Genomic DNA, 20,744 nt, shown 5'->3' with positions numbered 1-20,744 from the left:
ATGCTATTTCGATCCTCACTCTTAAAAACACGGAAAGTACTGTTGCAACGGGGGTTTACACTTATGGTTCCAGCTTGTCATTGTCATTTTGGAGAAGTAAAACATGTGGTTTTTGACCCATTTTCCTCTTGAAGTTGTCGTTTGGAGTAGCTTCGCATGAATTTGAGAGATGTCCGAACTGAATGAAAGTTGAGCAACAGACCTTAAAGTCAAAACCCACATATGTTTAGGAAAGAGGTATTCCATGTGTGCAGGTCGCATTCTGGTTTCACATCGGTCGTACAGGTCGCAAGGTCTTAGCAAGTTTAGCGCATCGCCATCTTGAATGTAATAGAAGTTTCTCTTCATTGCTGCTGTGTTTCGACCTCCTCCTCATGCATTGGTCCTTGCAATGTCTTTCCGGTCTGCTCTCGTAATGGGCGAGGCGTGCCTTTTTTCTCTTGATGCTTAGAAAAGTAATAAGGATAGATTTAATTCAAACATACTAATGTAATATTATCTACCATACATTTACCACCTGCATCAAGCTCCCTTATGGCTTGGCTTTATTCTATGAGTTTCTTCCCGTCTCGGTAAATATGTCGTTTTTATCCTTGACTACAATGTGCATAAACGTAGATAAACACTGGATATATCCAGTCATATATGTTGATTTTGCACATGACATGGGGAGCTGGAATGAATGAACATTTCCGAATCAGGCCAAAAAAAAAGCAGCTCCGTTAACACGAAGCGGCTTTATCGCCTATATAGATATTGATTTAGATCTTATAAACGACAATTCTAATGTCATTTAACATTACATATTTTAGCTTAATTCCATTTTTTAAATTATTTTGAGTTATAAAACATAACACAAACAAATAGAATCATTACATTTCAGTCGGACTACAAACGATTCGGACTGAAAGACCGGTGATCTCCCTAGCAAATACTTCATATCGATCGTCGGTTTCAGAAAGAAATCAAAAAAAAGCGCGCTCCGATCAAGGATCGAAGCACGCTGGCAAGACTTGATTATTTTCCAGAAGGCTGTGCTTCTGCCGTGTATCCTGTTGGAATGTCTGTCTCTGCGGTTACATCGGTAATCACCATTGGATACATCATGTCCGGGTCAGGTTGGATAATCGTATACAGCACAATGGCACGTCCATCCTTCTCCAGTTTCACATCTTCAATCTTCAATCCATAACCAGGATGAGGCATTTGTGCGGTCAGTTTAACTTTTACCGTCTTGTCATCCACTTTGGTAGATGTCACGGTAGGCACAATCCCCTGTTGGCCTTCGCCTGGATTCGTTGGAGTAGGTTCTGCCGATCCGCCATTGCCGTGCTTATCTACAAACTCAAGTGCATTGAAGATCATGCTTGCAGCCTCCATACGGGTAAGCGACTGATCTGGACGGAAGTTTCCGTCCTTATCCAGTTCAATGATGTCCATGTTCAGCAGGTTCTGGACCGCAGATTTGGCGTCCTTACCGATTTTATTTTCGTCTTTAATATCATTATACAGCATGATGACCGGATATTCTCCGGTTGTGTTAATCCCTTCAAGGAGCAAAATGGCAAACTGCTCACGCGTCATTTTGGCCTGTGGATTCAGCTCCACCGGAATGGACAGACCATTCTGTGTTGCAGCCTGAACGGCATCGGCGTACCAAGTCGTTGGACTAATTTTATTTTGTGCCGAAGCGGCAGCGTATTCATTTTTCAGACCAAAAGCGTTCACGATCAGTTGAACACCCTGTGGCTCAGACAATGCGAGATCCGGACGGAATAGATCCGCCGTTACTCCATTAACAATACCTTTGGCATGTAACGAGTCCACAATCGTTTTTTGTCCTTCATCTTTTACATCCGAAAACGCAAGTACCGATGCACCTCCTGCCGTCAAAGACACGCAGAGCGCAAGCGTTGCAGCCAATCCTTTTTTATGTTTCATTTCTTGGCACCTCCATATTTAGTAAACCCATTTTTGACCTCTTCAATCCTACAGACGGGAGACTCTCCGGAAATGTTTCAGTAAAATCGACATCTGGTGAATAAATGACGGAAATACTGCATATACCCTCACCCTGTGGGCGCTGATCTGCTTTCTTTCCATTATGCTTGCTTGCTTCGTTGACTTCCTTACCGATTAGCGCAAAAATAAGAATAGAGAATTCTATGGAATGACGGATAAACAGCAAACCCGATCGCATAAAGTAAGAGGGCACGACGCGCTATTATCAGGTGTCGGCCCTTTTCTTGACTCCGCTTCCGAACCAACTTTCACCCTGAACAAAGGAGAACAAATCTTATGTCCAAGAAAGGATTACTACGAGGCTATGTCATTGCCAACTGGCCCGTATATCTGTTCGCTGTACTACTGATTATTGCCTCCAATGTAGGTCAGGCGTCCTTGCCCCGAATTCTGGGCAGCTTCACAGATCAGCTCATGCAGAACACACTTCAGATGAATACAGTCATCCGGTACAGTCTTTCGCTTTTGGCTATTGCCATCGCTTATAATCTGCTGTTCGGTACCGGGCAATTCATGATTATGAAGCTTGGACGCCGTTTCGAGTTCATGACACGTGAGCGCATTTTCGGCAAATTCTCGGAGCTGAGCGAGCACTATTTCTCTAAGCAAGGAAATGGGAAACTGCTCAGTTACGTCATGAATGATGTCACCTCTGTACGTGAAGCCATCTCCAACGGGGTCACCATGATGACCAACGCTACATTCCTGTTATTATCCTGCATCGTGATGATGCTGCTCAGCGGAATCCCGATGAGACTTATTTTGATCAGTATTGTGCCTTTACTGGCCATTCCCTTTCTGGTCGTTTTTTTCGGTCCGCGAATTCGCAAGCGCTCTCGTGATGTGCAGGATGCTCTTGCAACGATGACGGAATCCGCAGAGGAACAGCTGGGTGGTATTCGTGTAACCAAAACATTTGCCATTGAAGACAGTGCACGTGAACGATTCGGGATCACAGTAGATGCAATCAAAAGCAAGCAGCTGCGGCTGGTCCGTCTGTCCTCTCTATTTCAAGCCCTGCTACCGCTGCTGGGTGCCATTTCACTGGTTGTCTCCCTTCTTGTTGGCGGAATTTTGACGATGCAAAACTCCATTACACTCGGAAGTTTTGTTGCATTGACGTTATACTTGCGGATCATCATGGGACCGCTTCAACAAATCGGTAATGTGATCAACACCATGCAGCGTTCTGGAGCATCACTGGAGCGGGTAAATGATCTGTTGACTGAAGTGCCTGACGTGCGCGAGCTTCCCAATGCGACAAGTCTCAAAGCCGTGAACGACATTACGATAGAGAATCTGTCCTTTTCCTATCCCGGCAGTTTATCCCCTGCGCTCAAAAACATCAGTCTGAATATCCAGGCAGGACGAACTGTGGGCATTGTGGGTAAGACAGGTTCTGGTAAAAGTACCTTTGTAAAGCTATTGCTGCGTACATATGAGCCGCCTGAAGGCACGATCCGTATTAATGGCACCGACATCCGGCAGCTATCGCTGGAAAGTCTGCGATCACGTATTGCCTATGTACCGCAGGATGGGTTCCTGTTCAGCACAACCATTCGGGACAATATCGCTTTTAGCGACCGTGAGGTTCCGCTGGACACCGTAGAGCACAGTGCACGACAAGCGATGATATACGAGAACATTATCCGGTTCCCCGATCGGTTCGATACCCTGCTGGGTGAACGCGGACTCACCTTGTCTGGCGGGCAGCGTCAGCGCACCAGTCTGGCACGGGGGTTGATCAAAAAAGCGCAGGTGCTCATTCTGGATGACAGCATGAGTGCTGTGGATGCCGTCACCGAAAGTGGCATTCTGCGCAGCCTTCGTGAGATCGGCAAAGGAAAAACAACGCTGATTATATCTCACCGAATTAGTGCGGTCCGTCATGCCGACGAAATCATCGTTCTGGATGAAGGCCGCATCGCTGAACAGGGAACACATGCAGGGCTGATGGCTGCAAAAGGGTTATATGCTGCAACCTATCGTTTGCAGGAGGAGGGATTACATCATGACTGATCGCCAAGCTGAAGTTCGTTCAGATGCGGGAGCAGTAGCACCGTCAGGCCATGGTTCCGGTTCCGATGCAGGTGCAGACCAGAGTAAGCGGACTTCCTTCAAAGCGATGATGTCCTACGCCAAACCCCATAAATGGGCCTTTGCAGGTATTTTTCTCTGTTCGCTGCTTGGCATCTCCGCCGATCTGCTTCAGCCTTATCTGGTGAAGATCGCGATTGATGATCACCTGGCAATTGGTCAGACTAGTGTAGGCTTTCTTGTCCAGCTGGCAGCTATCTTTTTGGGGCTGGCTGTAATCAGCTTTATTTTTACCTATGTACAAAACAATCTGCTGCAGCATGTCGGTCAGAACATCGTCTCTCGCATTCGTAAAGACCTGTTCAAGCATATCTCCAAAATGTCGATGTCTTTCTTCGATCGCTTCCATATCGGCAGTCTGGTGACGAATGTATCCAGTGATACGGAAACGATCAGCAGTTTCTTCACTCAAGTACTGCTAAGTCTCATCCGGGATGGCATGATGCTAGTGCTCATTATCGTCTTTATGTTCCAGCTCGATCCGGTACTCGCAGGGTACTCCCTCATCGTGTTGCCTGTGATCGCCATCGTTGCGGTATTATTTCGGAGCCAGCTGCGCAGGGCTTATCAGAATGCGCGAACTCGTCTCTCCCGTTTGATTGCATTCACGGCAGAGAACCTGTCCGGCATGTTTCTGATCCAGGCGTTCCACCAGGAAGAGGAGCAGAAGAAACGATTCACGGAACAGAACCAACTTCACCTGAAGGCCAATATCACACAAGCCCGTTCGAATGTTATTTTCAACCGGACGTTTGATATCCTTGGCAATGCGGCGCTTGTTATGATGGTATGGCTTGGAGGACGCGCCGTGCTGGGTGAATCATTGCAGGTAGGTGTGCTGTATGCGTTTATCAGTTACATCCGTCAGTTCTTCCAGCCAATTAACCAGATCACCATGCAGTGGAACACATTTCAGTCGACCACCGTATCCATGGATCGCATCTGGAATATTCTGAGTACCCGTCCGGAAGTCGCTGACCCCACACCCGGGACTGCCTCCACACTTGAACCACGGAACGTGATGGGACAGATTGATTTTAATGATGTTTCGTTCGGCTATCGGGCAGATCGCCCCCTGATTCAGCATATGAATCTGCATCTGTATCCGGGTGAAATGGTGGGTATTGTAGGCACTACAGGCGCTGGCAAAAGTACATTGATCTCCCTGCTCAATCGCTTTTACGATGTGAATCAGGGCAGCATTGAGATCGATGGCGTAGACATCCGCCATTTCCCGCAAGCCAATCTTCATCGGATCGTTGGGCTGATCCAGCAGGAACCTTTCCTCTTCTCGGGCTCCATCATTGACAATGTACGAATGTTCCGCGAGGATATTACAAGAGAGCAGGCTATTCAGGCCTGCCGTTTCGTCGGAGCACATGCCATGATTTCACGTTTGCCGCAAGGGTATGATACACGCCTTTCCGAACGCGGAAGCGGTCTTTCCGCCGGAGAGCGTCAACTAATATCGTTTGCCCGAATCGTGGTCTTTCAGCCCCGGGTGCTTATCCTGGATGAAGCGACCGCGAATCTGGATTCGCATACCGAACAATTGGTACAACAGGCGTTGGAATCTGTCTCTCAGGGAAGAACAACGATTGTTATTGCGCATCGTCTCTCTACAGTCATGCATGCAGATCGGATTCTCGTTATGGAGAATGGTGAAATTGTCGAGGAAGGCTCGCATCAGAAGTTGATCGATGCTGATGGGGTCTATGCTGATCTCTACACCCATGCGCGTGAAGCCGGTAATGATTCAGCTATTTCTGGCTAGCTCATCGAGCCAAATGGGGTAAATAACGTTAAACGTGCCGCTCTGCGATGCAGGCGGCATGTTTGTATATTTTCTGGGAAATGATGTTAAGGAGGCGTACTTATGAAACCTGAATTATATAAATTATCAGAGTCGAAGCTTGAGCATCGACAGATTGGCTATCGCCGCTTCACGGCGATATGGAAAGGAGCAATATGTCTTCTGTTCTTGCTATTATGTGTCACCCTGTTATGGATCATCTATGAAGATCATGCTGGACAACTGGAGACATTGTATTATTCCATCGCAGCCATTCTTGGCATGTGGTTTATCGGGCCCGTATTTTTTATGTTTCTGTCCCGAGCAATCGCAAGTTCCCCTGTGTTAATATCCTGGAATGATGAAGGGCTTCGTATCCTTAAACGGACCATTCCCTGGAATGAGATTCGTAAAATTGAGCTTGCCTCTCCCGCCTTCAGCAAATGGATATTGTCTGCTTCCCCCATGATTGCCCTGTATTTGAAAGACGGCACCCGGCGTCATATCCAGACCGATCATTTGCTAACCAAAAAAGAGCTCAATCGGGCAGTTCTCCTTCTGCAGGAGACGCTGCGCGAGAAACAGCAACAGGACATCTGAATCCAGCTCCCATCATTCCGCCTTTTCGATACCAACAGACAGGTTCATTCTATAATTCCCATATGGCAAAATGGCTTCCAGCAAACTGCCAAGCTGCTCCATGGTTCCTGTGCGTACGATCATCAGATAACAGCCCTCTCCGCTGACACGGTGAACCTCCACGATGTCTTCACGTGCAGCCATAAATTCACGGAAGGCGGCATGCCGGTCGCCGGAATTCAGAAAAATCGTTACAAATGCCTGCAGGCCCAAGCCGAGGCGTTCCGGGTTCCATTTTACCGTATACCCTTCAATAACACCCAGATCATGCAGCTTGCGTACTCTCGCACCTACAGCCTGTCCGGTCAAATGCACCTCTTCGCCGATCTCTTTATGAGAGCGTTTGGCGTCCTGGATCAGGCATTTCAGTATGCGTATATCTGTATCATCAATCGTCTCATTCATCTATTTTGCAATCCTTTCAACTTGAAATTAAAGTGGTCTGTTTTCTTTCAGTGTGTTATTTACGCCCATAAACGGGTTGTATAACATATAGGATAATAACATTAATTCCCGAAGGAGTGCAGCTTCAATGAAAATTCAATTGATTCGCAATGCTACATTATGGTTGGAATATGGGGGTCTGAATATACTGGTTGATCCCATGTTGATGGATAAAGAAGTAATGCCTGCTTTCCCGAACACACCCAATGAGTTACGCAATCCTAGAGTCTCCTTACCCGAGACGGAAACGGATTATGTGAATCCGGATCTGGTGATCGTTACGCATACTCACCCCGATCACTGGGATGAAGCAGCAGCGAAGCAGCTCCGCAAGGATGTACCTCTGCTGTGCCAGCCAGGAGATGAGGCCGTGTTCACTGGAGCCGGATTTACCAACGTTACCGCCGTGAATGAGAAACATGAGTATCATTCTGTACGTTTGGCCCGCACTTCAGGACAACATGGAACCGGAGAAATCGGCGAACGTATGGGCAAGGTGTCTGGTTTTGTATTGGAAGCTGACGAAGAACCTGTCGCCTATATCGCCGGGGATACCATCTGGTGTGAAGAGCCAGCCGAGGCCATTCGTCAATATCAACCTGAGGTGATTGTGGTGAATGCCGGCGGTGCCCGCTTCCTGCAAGGAGATCCGATCACGATGGACGGACCTGACGTAGCTGAAGTGAAACGCCATGCGCCGGATGCTCATATCATCGCTGTGCATATGGACGCCATTAACCATTGCATGATGTCCCGGATGGACCTCGCCAGTTATCTGGCATCCGAACAATTGGACGGACAGGTGCTCATTCCACGCGATGGCGAGAGCTTTGTGTTTGGGCCGGGAGCCGGGTTGGAGTAAAATTTTCGTTGAGACATGTTATGCCGAAAAGGCAGTCTCCGGGTCTTAAGTATGCGCGAATATAAGGGACTGCCTGTTTTGAATATTTCATCGGAATTCCAAAGTTTAGCGAACAATGTTAGTTAACTGTCTAGGGTTGCTGTTTGTCCAAACATCTAAGGAACCCGGGACACTCTATATGGCGAAATAGTACACGTTTTTATATCACGAAAAAAGGCTGGATGCGTATAAACTCGCATCCAGCCTTTTTTCTTATTAAGATCACAGAAATACGGGATCATTCTGCCATCGGAGTGCCCTGTGTTCCGTTGTTCCCTTTATTCCCGGTGCAACCCGCATGAATCTTCCTGATCTATTATTGAACTTTCAATCGGATTACGTTCCACGATGCTTTGGCCAGGCTTGCCGTGATCAATGTATCTGATACTTCTGCATCACCACGATTATGCGGAGCAACACGATTCGGCTGTGCTGCGGTATTGGCTGCTTTTAGATCATCACTTTCCAGCACAATATGCTCAATCAAGCGGCACTTCCCAAAGCTGCGCAGATCCACTTCAAGCGGAAGTGATTCTTCCAGATGACGGTTCACGGCAAACACAGTTACTTCACCCTGCTCCTCGTTATGCACCGCAATGCCCTCCAGATAAGGAACATCCGTAATTTGTTTGGTATCATATTTCGGTGACTGAATCAACGGCACAAGTGCTGTTCCACGTCCGAACACGGAAGCATGCATGAACGGATAGAAAATCGTCTGTCTCCATGCAGCACCGCCATTATCCGTCATGATTGGAGCGATCACGTTGACGAGCTGCGCCAGACATGCCATCTTGACTCGGTCCGCATGTTTCAGCATGCTGATCAGCATACAGCCCACAAGCAGTGCATCTTCATGGTTGTATACGTCCTCCAGCTGTGGCGGAGCAATCTGCCATGGGTCCAACTTCTTGTCACTTTCATTGGAGTGGTACCAGACATTCCATTCATCAAAGGAAAGGAACATCGTCTTCTTGCTGCGCTTCTTCGCTTTGATATAATCACAGGTCGCTTTTACCGTCTCAATAAAACGATCCATCTCAAGGGAACGCGCAAGGAATGTTGGCGTATCCTGCTCAGCATTACCGTAATACTGGTGAAGCGACAGATATTCAACATGATCATACGTATGATCCAACACCGTTGCTTCCCATTCCGGGAAGGATGGCATACCCAGGGATGAACTTCCGCAAGCGACCAGCTCAATCGTTGGATCTGTCCACTTCATCACTTTTGCCGCTTCAAGTGCAATCCGTCCATACTCTTCTGCTGTTTTGTGACCAATCTGCCACGGACCGTCCATTTCGTTGCCTAGACACCAGGTTTTGATGGCATGAGGCTCTTTGTATCCATGTTTAATACGCAAATCACTATAATAGGAACCTTCCGGATGATTGCTGTACTCCACGATGTTGCGGGCTGCGTCTACACCCCGTGTTCCCAAGTTGACGGCCATCATCACTTCCGAATTCGCCAGTTTGGACCAATCCACAAATTCGTTAAACCCGAATTCATTGGTCTCGATTGTTCTCCAGGCTAGTTCCAGTCTGCGTTTGCGTTCAGATACAGGCCCAACCGAATCTTCCCAGTTGTAACCGGATACAAAGTTACCGCCAGGATACCGCACAATCGGAACCTGCAGCTCCTTAACCATCTCCAGCACATCACCACGGAAGCCCGCTTCATTCGCTGTAGGATGACCTGGCTCATATATTCCACCGTATACGGCACGTCCCAGATGTTCAATAAATGAACCGTATAAACGTTTATCAACTACGCCAACCGTGAAATCCTTGTCTACCGTCATTTTTGCTTTTTCCATCGTGAAGTTCAGCCCCCTAAGATTAATATAAAAATTAATTGATAATCTATGGATCAACGTTCATATTTATATTAAAATCGATTATGGCAGCAATTTCAACCTGAATTTTGCAAAATGTTATTCTTTTGACTGGATTTATGTTTAACTTAATTCTATAAAAATAATTGATATGAGTTAACTCGATATTCACACGTGCACGAAGAGGACAGAAAAAAACTGTAAAAGCGTAGCGGTCGCCTTTATCCCCGGATTTCACCCATTACTCATAGTGATTCAAAGAAATCCGGGGATAACAGCGATTGGAAGGTTATTCTGTCAGCGTAGTGGCCTCGTGTGAATAACACTAAATCAACTCATATTACCTGGAGGAACAGATGTGATTAGAGCAAATACCGATGCAGAATGGCTGCCCCTTTACGAAGCACTCGCGAGTGAAGTCCGTCTGCAGATTATCAGGCTTGTCGCGGAGACCCCAATGAACGTGAAGGACATTGCGGCATCACTCGGCCTGAGCAGTGCAATCGTAACCATGCATGTTCGCAAGCTTCAGGATGTGGGCATCATTCAATCCAAAATGATTCGCAAGGATGGCGGCACGCACAAAATGAACAGCCTCGCTGTCGACTGGATTGGCATCTCCATGCCACAGGAAACGGGCACCACCCGCAAGCTTCATGAAGTAGCAATCCCAGTCGGGCATTACACCCATTTTGATGTGTATCCAACTTGTGGACTGGCTACATCCGATCACGTCATTGGACAGTATGATGATCCACGCTATTTTCTGGATCCCGAGCGAATGCATGCCCATATTCTCTGGTTTGGACGCGGCTTCGTGGAATACAAAATTCCAAACTATATCTTGTTAGGCCAACAGATCAGTGCCATTGAATTGTCACTTGAGATAGGTTCAGAGGCCCCTTCGGTCAACCCGAACTGGCCTTCGGATATTACATTCATGCTCAATGGTATTCGACTCGGTGAATGGACAAGTCCTGGAGATTCGGGAAATGGACGAGGCATGTTTACCCCGGATTGGTGGAGCGACAGTGTCAATCAATATGGCATGCTCAAGGTGCTGCGGATCACCCATGAAGGCACATTTATTGATGGACAGCATATGTCCGAAGTTACGCTTGCCGATATTCCCGTGGAACGTAATCAGTGGACATTGCGCCTCTCCGTGGAGGAAGATGCGCAGCATGTGGGCGGGCTGACGTTGTATGGTCAAGGATTCGGCAACTATGATCAGGATATTCTGTTCCGTCTGTACTACCAGGACTAATAAACAACAAAAAGAACCTTCCATCCCCCGTATAGGCAGAGATGGAAGGTTCTATATGTGGTCATTATTTAATAAGCATGCTGGAACTTAAAGTGCACTTCCACCAAACAGGAAACGGTACTCCCAATGTTTGCCGGAGATATCACTAATCGTTACACCGCCGCCAGCGTTGGAATAGGTGTGCAGTATTTTGCCGTCACCCAGATAAATTCCCGTGTGGGTAATCGTAGCAGTGGATTTGTTAACACTAGAATACGATGAAGCCGAACTGCCTTTGTAGGACATAAAGTACATCAGGTCACCACGCTTCAGATTTTTCCAATTGGTCTGAACGGTACCGTTGGCTTTCACATAAGCACCTTGTTTACGCGAATCGGATGGAAGCTTGATTCCAAGTGCATCGATAAATGCCTGGCGGACAAAGCTTGAGCAATCAAACGTAGCCGTACTGTTACGACTTGCCCCAAATTCATAAGGCGTTCCCCAATACTTCATGCCAGCCGCTATGACTTTCTCTACAGAAGCACTGCCTGTAACTGAACTTCCTGTTGTCGTGTTGCCTTTCACGGCTTGTGTATATTTTGAAGAAGAAGATATGTATCCTGTCCGCTTACCGGAGTCCGTAACTTTATACCAGCCTGATCCGGATTTTTGCAGTACCGTAATGGTCTCCCCTTTTGGCACCAAACGAACAATGCTTGCGGAAGAAGATGGTGACGTACGCAAATTTACTCCCCAGATGACTTTAACTTTTGAATTTTCAACTGCGGCTGCCGATGCAGGTGTCGTTAATGCTCCTGTTGTCAGACTTCCCATCAGCATCGTTGCTGTTACACTTGCAGTAATGATCTTGCTTTTCCAGTTCATGATGTCGTGTTCCCCCTGATGTTACAGAATTTTAACCTGGCCTCATTCGCCGGGCTTGCCCCATTGTAAAACGGGCTGTCCATAACGATCATCAGTCCAAAGTCCTGTATTCAATCAGGCAGGCTTGAGCACTAAGAATCAGGGAAACTCCTCACACCCGTTGGCTAAAACTGCCGCAAATCTCTTCTTTTTCAAAGGTTAAATTATTGTAACTATTTGCTGTGCTTCGTTTTACGCAGAAATGAGGCCTAAACCCATCATCACTTGGGACATGAGACATATGACCTATATTTTAATATTTAAATTCTATATTTGGTAAACATTACTATGATTCATTTCTCGATTATCCAAACCTATACTTCTAAAATCATCACAAAAAAGCCGGAGATATCTCCCCGGCTATACTCGTTTCAATATGAATTAATTATGGCTCAATACCCCAAGCATTGACTCCGCCAATATAAGCGGTCACTTTATTCCAGGCGCTGAAGGCCGTTTTGGTCGCATCGAAGGAATAGTCATTGGTCTGATCAAAATTCGTCCAGTTGTTCTTCGAGAAGCGACCTTGGATAATTCCCGTCTCTGCTCCCGCAGCCAGACTGCCTGCTTCGGATTTAAAACCAATCTCCAGATACGTATCCGCTGTGCCTTTGGCCGGATCTACCGTCACAAATTGAGCTTCAACGTTGGCGCTTCCAACCTGAGCGTAATCACACCAGAAACTCAGATCGGATGCACTATCCTTCGTAAAGTAATACCGCACCTTCACCTGACTCAGATCTACTGCTGTCGTGCCTGTGTTCTTGATATTGAACTGCGGGGTCACCGCATTGCCTGACGTCCCTGAACCGCCATTGCGATATTGCACTTCAAGTGCACCTGTTGTTACAGGAGGCGCTGTTGGTGTCACCGTCACTACATTGGACAAGGTCTGCCCGCTTGCATTCACTGCCACCACTCGGTAATTGTATGCAGTACCGTTCACTGCCGTGGCATCCGTGTATGTCAGTGCCGTCAGACCTGCAGCCAGATCGGCGTAGGCTCCACCTGCTACCGAGCGTTGTACCTTGTAACTTGCAGCTCCGGTCGATGCGGTCCATGTCAGCACAGCCTGACTATCGCCTGCCGTTCCCGTAAGGGTTAACACGCCCGGTATGGAAGTTCCCGCTTGCGGTGTTGCAGAGGCTTGAGCAGAAGGTGCAGATTCACCAGCAGTATTCACTGCCGTCAATACATAATAGTACGTTTTTCCATTCGTCAGTCCTGTATCCGTGAAGGTCGAACCGGTAACCCCTGTTGCTATGGAAGTATACGGGCCACCGTTCACCTCTGCACGTTTTACCGTGTAAGAAGCTGCACCCGTGGATGCGGTCCAGTTCAGAACAACCTGCTCACTGCCTGCTGCAGCTGTCAGACCGGCCGGAGCTGCTGGCACTTGGACCCCTGGGCCTCCTGCGTCACCAAGGAGACGATCAAATTCGCCATACGCGGTAGCCATATCCACCTGTGACCAGAAACGGTGATACGTAAAGGTTGGTGCGCCATTTTCCCATTTTTTTGTTGTTGGATTATAAGACGTTTTGTACAGATTATCCAGATAAGCCCATGCCGGATCTTGCTTGATGGCTGGACGCAGGTCAGAATAACCAATGTATACGCCATTACCACCCTTGGCCGGGTCAGAAGGTACGCCGGCTGTACCCGGTATCGTGTTACCCTGTCCGAAGGTTCCCGTCCAGTTCGCCGGAATATAAATCTCTTTGGCGAAGAAGCGGAAGTAGTCTTTACGTACTTCCTCGGTCACAATCCCCACACCATCATTGTAATCCCACGCCGTGTTCAACAGTTTCTCTGCCATATCTTTGGCTGCCTGACCTTTGGCACTGAGTACGCCACCTTCGGCTTGAGTTCCCGCTGCAAAGAACGTCAGGGTTTTGATATAACTTCCTAGCACGCCTGTATCCTGAGCAGGATCTTTGGTTATCACATGGAAATTAGGATTGTTCGTAAAGGAACTGAACCCGTTCCATTTGTCCGGTTGCCCCTGCCATTCCTGGCTGCCTGGAATCCAGAATTCGCCCGGTGCAGGTGTAGTCGCAACCTGTACATTGGTACCGCCAAGAATCCGTTGACCTGCCGCGTTCAGATAATATCCTTCTGCATCCGTCACTGGACGCTCATCAACGAACACATAATCCTTGGCCCAGTCGACCCACTTGGTAATGACTTTTTTGGCCATCTGGAAGTTCTCGGAGCTGAGGTCCCCGCTTTCGGCCAAAATGTAATACATCTCCGCCACGCGCTCCAGCGGCCATGCCTGGAATCCAAACCAGGTGTTGGAATCCGGGTCACGATATACTGGTGCTTCTTGATAGGCCATGTCATAGAATGTGCTTGTTCCTGCCGGATAAGCTGCATATGAACCGCCTATACTGTTGGTTGCTCCCCCGCCGATAGCTCCTTCATGAGATTGTAGCCAAGTGTAGAATTCAAGCTGACGTTTCAGCGTAGCATTCCAATCTGCTTTGGCTGTTGCTGATTTCGGAATCAAGCCGCCAGCCGGATCAGACAAGGCATAGGCTGCCACCGGATTTTGATATGCCTGATGGGTATGACTCGCTCCAATCCGCCAAGCCCAATCCCCACCTTGACCCAAGCCGCCGCCCCATGACGTATACCAGGCCATGAGATACATGTTGGAATCCTTGCCTGTACCCGGAGTTGGTGTACCGTTCTTGGCACTTCCAATCTTTTGGAAGTATTTATCATACATGCCATAGCGAAGATAGTCCCCCATTTTCTTCGCCTTATCCAGATATTCCGTATTGTTGTATCCCATCTCCTTCGCCCAATACAGCACCTGTATAGCACGCGCATCGGCATCCGTTGCGTTCGTGTAACGCCATTGCGCTGACGGTGTCTGATTTTCCTTTGTGAACAAGCTCATGAAGCCTTCGTTTGCCTTACCAAAGGATTTATCATCCTGGGATGGATGCGGGATGGCTTCCCACACAGACTCCTGCTCCCCACGCTGGAACGTGTTCACATAGGTAGCCGTATGCGATGGATTCAGCAAGTTGCCATATCCATACCAATCATCCACATCGACCAGCCAGTGCATGAGATAAGTCTGATTGTCACCATAGGTCGCCTTGAGTTCGGTATCAATTGGGTCTTTACCCGCTGCATATTGACCATTAAGTGGCGATGGATATTGGTCCGGGAAAGGTTTTTCCGCCGCATAGGTAGCAGGGCTGTTCGGGTTGTATGAGCTCATCGTAGGCTGCTCTTCCTTCCCGTCACCTTCGTTGACCGGGATAATATATTTCTCCATGCTGTCCCAAGCCGCTTCCAGTTGAGACCAATCTCCCGTATAGTGACCATACATTGTTTCCAGCCAGAGCCAGTAGCTATATGCCTCGGATGTTGTCATGTGTCCATAATCCGGTGCCTCGCTCATCAGCGTTTCAATGGAATGATAGGGAAGGCCTTCTGGAGAGAAATAACCGTTCGCCGGATCTTTCAGCTGATCATACAATTGCAAAAATCGAGCTTCGTTTATCCCATCCGCCTGAGCATCAATGGTCTGCTCTTCGGCATAAGCCGTTTGGGGGCCCGCCCATAACCCGGAGTATCCGGTCAACATTACAGTCCCTGCAAGCATGGCCGTCAAACTTTTTTTCGCAGCTGATTTCAACATGTACTTACCTCCCTGGAATGGTGAAATTCAATTTGAATTACTTTGGGTCTGCGCATGCTGTTAAACTCCCTTTTAGGTTACGGCTCCATGCCCCAGACTTTCGTCCCTCCCTGAAACCCAGTTACGTGATCCCAGGCAGCAAAGGCCGTCTTGGTTGCATCATAGGAATAGTCGTTGCTCTGATCAAAATTACTCCAATTATTCTTGGAAAAGCGCCCCTGGATCACACCCGTCTCCGCTCCGGCAGCCAGGCTGCCAGCCCCGGATTTGAAGCTGATTTCCAGATACGTATCCGCTGTACCCGTTGACGGAGTCACCGTGACAAATTTGCCTTCAACATTGGCTGTGCCGATCTGGGCATAATCACACCAGAAGGTCAGATCCCCTGCACCATCCTTGGTAAAATAGTAGCGGAGCTTCACGGTACTCAGATCAATCTCCTGCGTTCCTGTGTTTTTCAGATTAAACTGCGGAGTCACCGCATTGCCGGACGCACCTGACCCTCCGTTACGATACTGCACCTCAAGCGTGCCCGTCGTTGCCGGAGGCGCACTCGGTGTCAACGTCACGATATTGGACAACGTCTGTCCACTCGCATTCACGGCGGCGATCCGATAACTGTACGGCGTGCCATTTACCGCGATGGTATCGATATAATTCAACACTGCCAATCCAGTTGCCACATCGGCATATGCGCCGCCCCTAACGGAGCGCTGTACCTTATAAGTCTCAGCTCCCGTGGCTGCCGTCCAGGTCAAAATCGACTGGGCGTTCCCTGCTGTACCGCTTAACGTCAGTGCGCCAGGCAACGATGTTCCAGCCTGCGGCGTGGCAGTGGCTTGTGCAGATTCGGGCGATTCCCCGGCTGAGTTAACAGCCGTCACCACATAATAATAGGTCTTCCCGTTCGTGAGCCCCGTGTTCGTATACGTCAAGCCATGTAAGCCTGTCGTTACAGAAGTATATGGACCCCCATTCACCTCGGCACGCTTCACGGTATACGATTCTGCCCCCGGTGATGCTGCCCAGTTCAGGATTACCTGAGCATTCCCCGATACAGCCTGCACCCCCGAAGGTGCAGCGGGCATGACGACCGGTGTGACACCAGGTTCCTGACCGTATATCCGTATTCCCGCATCGTAGACTGGGAGATATACGCTCTTCGTCACATTGCCTGTGCCCAAGCCCTGGAATGAATGATCGTTATTCGCATTCCAGGCGCCTTGCGGGCCGGTAATGCGGAACTGGACCTCTTTGAGATAATGTCCTTCCCCGCCTGGATAGATCTTGGTTCCCGTAAAGTCCGCAGTAACAGCGTAGATTCGTTTCGCCGCATCAACCACAAGCGGTTGGGATACGGTAGCGCCCTCGGCGTATTCGGTTGTAACCTTGACATCAGATACGGTATATCCTGCAGCGTAAACTTCACTCAGATCCACGAAATAGCGAAAAGACAATTTATCCCCCATCCGCGCAGGCCAGCCCGAACGATTGTTCAGTTGAGCCTTGATTTCCGTGTAATTTGAACCGGATGCCTTCACGGCAGCTTCGACAAAGAACTCATCCGTCTTCACTTCTGGAGCCGGAAAATTCGCGATGGGCTGATCATTTTGGCCAAATAACAGATTCATCTTGGCTAACGCGCCTGTAAAGCCTGCATTGTAATCGGTTGCCACCTCATTGCTGACATAGTCACCAATGGAATCGGTATAGGCATCCGTCTCATCCGGTCCACCAACCATCGCTCCGTACAACGTGTGACGGTGCTCTGATGGTGTATTTTCAGAATTCATCCATGAACTGTGGGAGGTTCGGTGATGTGGGTGTTTAGGCGAATTCTGACCATAACCGACCACATAGCTGCTCTGGCGAGGATTATCCCCCAGGATATAGTTCATTTGTGAAACGGCAAAGTCCTGATACCTCGCTTTCTTCACCGGATCACTGACCCAGTCAGAGTACACAAAAGCAATAAAGGATGCATTCGCTGCATAGCGGAGCGATCCCCATGTATCAAGCCAGGCAAGCCCGCCCGGTGTATACTTGATCCGTTGTCCATTCGTGCCTACAGACCAATAATCCAGATTGCGCTCCGTGGATTGAATGAACCGCGTCGCTTCTGGCATGTTCAGGCTCGACGTAATGCGAGCGAGCAGAATCTGGGCTCCGTAATGTTTGTCATCCCAGCCTTGGGTCCATGTGTAGGCCCAATTCCCGTTCTGTCCATCCGCCTGCCACAAATTCGCCGTAGCAATCGCTTCGGACAAGTAAGCGCTATCATTTGTCGCCATATATAACCATGTTGCAGCCCAGGCAAGTTCATCATAGTAACCTGTCCATGAATTGTAGAACGATTGAGCATCTGTAATGCAATCCGAGTATTTGCCTCGATACGTATCACCGAAGCTGTACAACTCCTTGGCATGCTGAAGCAGTTTGTTGGCATAAGCCGGGTCACTGTCACGGAACACAATGGATGAAGAAGCGAGTGCCGCTGCGGTTTCTCCCGCAAGTTCACTTCCCGGACAGGATGCATCGATCTTATAAGCAGGACGGTTCATCTGCATCACTTCAGCCGGTCCCCACCAGGCATGGTCTGTATTGCCTGCTCCAACCTGTCCCCATAATTCATTTGGTTTCGTATGCGCTTTCACAAAATAGTCTGTGGCCCATCTCAAGTTATCCTTAATCTCCTCCAGTTGCCCTGCCTGCTCGTATCCCTCACGGTATTCCACAACAGACCAAGCTAACATCGTAGCCGAATAGGCCATAGGCAGACCAAATTTCACATGATCTCCAGCATCGTACCACCCTCCGGTCAAATCAACCCCAACATCCGCTCCGTCATTTAATCCGGAATCACCACGCCATTCCACCCGATTGTCTTCCGGCAATTTCCCTGAACGCTGTGTTTCATAGAAATAAACCGCCTTCTGCAATGCTTCCGCATAGTTATGATTCCCGGCAGCCGCATCTGCCTTTCCATTCCATGCCTGTATGGATGTACTTCCTGCCAGTAGCCCTGCCGATAACGCAAGAATAGCGATTCGTCTCCACCAGCTTCCCTTCATCTTCAACCATTCATCTCCTTTGGCAATAGTCGTCTCGTCATTCTTCAATTACACTGATGAAATAACCCGCTCCCTTCTATGGTGTAACTCCATGTATTTCCACCATTAATTACCATTATATCCTTTTGTTCCAGTTGCAATATCAGCGCTGGTGACTTCTGAAATAACATTGTTGTGACATGTTTGGGTAGTGATATGACAAAAAAGACTGCCCCTCATATCGCATGAATGCAATATGAGAAACAGCCTAGATATTTCGTATACCCCGTGCTACAGACTAAATTATGATCAAGCCTTTATCCAATCTGAATATCCTTCTTTCGGATCGTTTACACTCTGAATTTGTTGATTTGCTCCTGCAACTCTTCAGCCATTTTGGACAATGAGCCTGCAGATGAAGCAATCTCTTCCATCGAAGCCAGCTGCTGCTGGGTTGCGGCAGATACATTATGTACCCCACCTGCTGCTTCTCCCGCAATGTTGGAGATCTGACCCACATACCCTACCACTTCACTCGTACTTGCAGACATTTCCTCCGAACCTGCCGATACTTCCTGGATTTCACCAGCGACCTTGTTCACTGCATTCGAAATCTGTTCAAAGGCTTGTCCCGCCGCGGTTACAATCTCAATGCCTGCCTCTGTTTCATTGCTATTTACTTTCACAGCCTGCACGGCATGATCTGTATCCTTCTGAATCAATTGCACGAGATCCGTAATTTTTTGAGCAGATTCAGAGGATTCCTCGGCCAGCTTACGCACTTCTCCGGCAACAACAGCAAAACCTCTGCCATGCTCTCCTGCTCGTGCCGCTTCAATCGCTGCATTCAATGCAAGAAGGTTGGTCTGACGAGCAATATTGTTGATAACCTCGGTAATGGTACCAATCTCTGCGGAACGCTCTCCCAGCCCTGTAACCAGTTCTGTCAGTGATGCAATGGAATTGCGTACAGATCCCATCTGTTCAACTGCCTGCTGAATAATCATATTTCCTTCTGCAGACTGATTTGCTGCATCAACGGCAGACACGGATACACTTTGAGCAAGCTCAGCAATCTGTTCCGAACCCAGAGCCATCTCACTCATCGCCTGTGAAGAACGTTTCACCATATCTACTTGATCCGATGTCCCTACAGCCAATTCCTCAACCGTCTCGGAGATCTGTTCCGATGCCCTTGTATTCTGCTCTGCACTCGCGAGAAGTTCTTCCGAGGAAGCGGCTACCTGTTCGGATGTCATCGATACGGATTGAATCATCTCCCGCAGGTTGCCAGTCATCACATTGAAGGAATCGGCCAGCGTTCCCAGCTCATCCTTGTTCTTGAGAACAATCTTCTCACTGGTCAAGTCACCATTAGCAATCAACATCGCTGCTGCATTCATCTTCTGAATTGGACGTGAGATGATGCTTGCAATGAAGAAGGCGATAAACATGGCAATCAGGAAAGCAACAATGGTTACTCCTAAAATAATATTAAATGCTCTTTCGGCGGTCTCAACCGATCCATTCGTAGCTTGATCTGACCCTTGATTCCCCATTTCAATCAATTTGACAATGGAATCGTTGGCTGTATACCACAATGAATAAGCCTCTGTGTGCAGTTTACTGGCCTCGTTATAATCGTTTTTCAATCCTAGTTCAATGAATGCAGGCATCTTTGCCAGATATGCCTCATAGTTGGTGCTAAACTCATTGTAAAGTTTCATTGCCCCTTCATTGCTATTTATGAAAGTTAACAATTGTTTTCGTTCATCTTCTATCTTGCTAAGAAGCTGATTCAAAGCCTCGTTCAACTTGGCAGTTTCATTTTTGTCCTGTTCCACAATGACTGCGAGCGCAAGGCGTTCCACATCGGAAATATCACCATTCATCTGGCCCAACAGAGATACGCTGGGCATCCATGTCTTGTCCACATCATCGGCTTTGTTAGACATATCATGGATTTGAGTCAGCGCATAAATGCTGACAAAAGCTAACAACCCCACTACCATTAAAAATCCGGTCAATAATTTCATACGAATTGTAAATCTAAGCTTCCCCATCACGCTTCCCCGCGTACCTTCCATATTCCCCACTCCTCAACTTAGTGCATAAACTACTACAT

General features: G+C 48.2%; 12 protein-coding genes. 5 read left to right on the top strand and 7 right to left on the bottom strand.

Features of this window, described 5'->3' with window-relative positions; genetic code table 11:
• Positions 1–1,017 precede the first annotated feature (1,017 nt).
• Entirely contained in the window at positions 1,018–1,941 is a 924-nt protein-coding gene (locus MKY42_RS06340; RefSeq protein ID WP_179265598.1) for an S-layer homology domain-containing protein, read from the bottom strand.
• Between the two features lie 357 nt (positions 1,942–2,298).
• Between MKY42_RS06340 and MKY42_RS06335 the strand changes: the two genes are divergently transcribed.
• The 3 genes from MKY42_RS06335 (at position 2,299) to MKY42_RS06325 (ending at position 6,511) form a co-directional block, all read left to right on the top strand.
• Positions 2,299–4,041: an ABC transporter ATP-binding protein gene (locus MKY42_RS06335; RefSeq protein ID WP_339849738.1), complete on the top strand. Its 1,743-nt coding sequence runs from the start codon at positions 2,299–2,301 to the stop codon at positions 4,039–4,041.
• A gap of 106 nt (positions 4,042–4,147) precedes the next feature.
• Positions 4,148–5,893: an ABC transporter ATP-binding protein gene (locus tag MKY42_RS06330; protein WP_339852750.1), complete on the top strand. Its 1,746-nt coding sequence runs from the start codon at positions 4,148–4,150 to the stop codon at positions 5,891–5,893.
• A 102-nt stretch (positions 5,894–5,995) separates the two neighbouring features.
• Positions 5,996–6,511 carry an STM3941 family protein gene (locus MKY42_RS06325; RefSeq protein WP_339849736.1) on the top strand — a complete coding sequence of 172 codons (516 nt, stop codon included), beginning with the start codon at positions 5,996–5,998 and terminating at the stop codon, positions 6,509–6,511.
• 12 nt (positions 6,512–6,523) lie between these two features.
• Here the strand turns inward: MKY42_RS06325 and MKY42_RS06320 are convergent, their stop codons facing one another.
• Positions 6,524–6,955 (bottom strand): Lrp/AsnC family transcriptional regulator, encoded by a 432-nt coding sequence (locus MKY42_RS06320; protein ID WP_339849734.1) that lies wholly within the window; start codon positions 6,953–6,955, stop codon positions 6,524–6,526.
• Between the two features lie 127 nt (positions 6,956–7,082).
• On the opposite strand from MKY42_RS06320, the gene MKY42_RS06315 reads away from it, so the two are divergent.
• Positions 7,083–7,856: an MBL fold metallo-hydrolase gene (locus tag MKY42_RS06315; protein ID WP_090894070.1), complete on the top strand. Its 774-nt coding sequence runs from the start codon at positions 7,083–7,085 to the stop codon at positions 7,854–7,856.
• A gap of 355 nt (positions 7,857–8,211) precedes the next feature.
• Here MKY42_RS06315 and MKY42_RS06310 read toward each other — a convergent pair whose 3' ends face one another.
• Positions 8,212–9,717, bottom strand: coding sequence for an alpha-N-arabinofuranosidase (locus MKY42_RS06310; protein WP_339849730.1), 1,506 nt, complete (start codon positions 9,715–9,717; stop codon positions 8,212–8,214).
• A gap of 376 nt (positions 9,718–10,093) precedes the next feature.
• Here MKY42_RS06310 and MKY42_RS06305 point away from each other — a divergent pair, with 376 nt between their 5' ends.
• Positions 10,094–11,002 (top strand): ArsR family transcriptional regulator, encoded by a 909-nt coding sequence (locus MKY42_RS06305; RefSeq protein WP_090894066.1) that lies wholly within the window; start codon positions 10,094–10,096, stop codon positions 11,000–11,002.
• Positions 11,003–11,089: 87 nt separating this feature from the next.
• On the opposite strand, the gene MKY42_RS06300 is transcribed toward MKY42_RS06305, so the two are convergent.
• The 4 genes from MKY42_RS06300 to MKY42_RS06285 all read right to left on the bottom strand — a co-directional run bounded on the left by MKY42_RS06300 (position 11,090) and on the right by MKY42_RS06285 (position 20,706).
• Positions 11,090–11,869, bottom strand: coding sequence for an NlpC/P60 family protein (locus tag MKY42_RS06300; protein ID WP_090894063.1), 780 nt, complete (start codon positions 11,867–11,869; stop codon positions 11,090–11,092).
• A gap of 424 nt (positions 11,870–12,293) precedes the next feature.
• On the bottom strand, positions 12,294–15,569 hold the full coding sequence (locus MKY42_RS06295) for a glycoside hydrolase family 48 protein (protein ID WP_090894061.1): 3,276 nt from the start codon (positions 15,567–15,569) through the stop codon (positions 12,294–12,296).
• Between the two features lie 77 nt (positions 15,570–15,646).
• The gene (locus tag MKY42_RS06290) at positions 15,647–18,640 is read right to left on the bottom strand and encodes a glycoside hydrolase family 9 protein (RefSeq protein ID WP_339852748.1); all 2,994 of its coding nucleotides are present in this window, start codon (positions 18,638–18,640) and stop codon (positions 15,647–15,649) included.
• A 329-nt stretch (positions 18,641–18,969) separates the two neighbouring features.
• On the bottom strand, positions 18,970–20,706 hold the full coding sequence (locus MKY42_RS06285; protein WP_090894059.1) for a methyl-accepting chemotaxis protein: 1,737 nt from the start codon (positions 20,704–20,706) through the stop codon (positions 18,970–18,972).
• Positions 20,707–20,744: the final 38 nt, after the last annotated feature.

It is taken from the genome of Paenibacillus sp. FSL W7-1088 (assembly GCF_037969855.1).
Lineage (GTDB): Bacteria > Bacillota > Bacilli > Paenibacillales > Paenibacillaceae > Paenibacillus.
The sequence above is the reverse complement of the archived record's forward strand: the minus strand, read 5'-3'. Positions and strand labels throughout refer to the sequence as shown.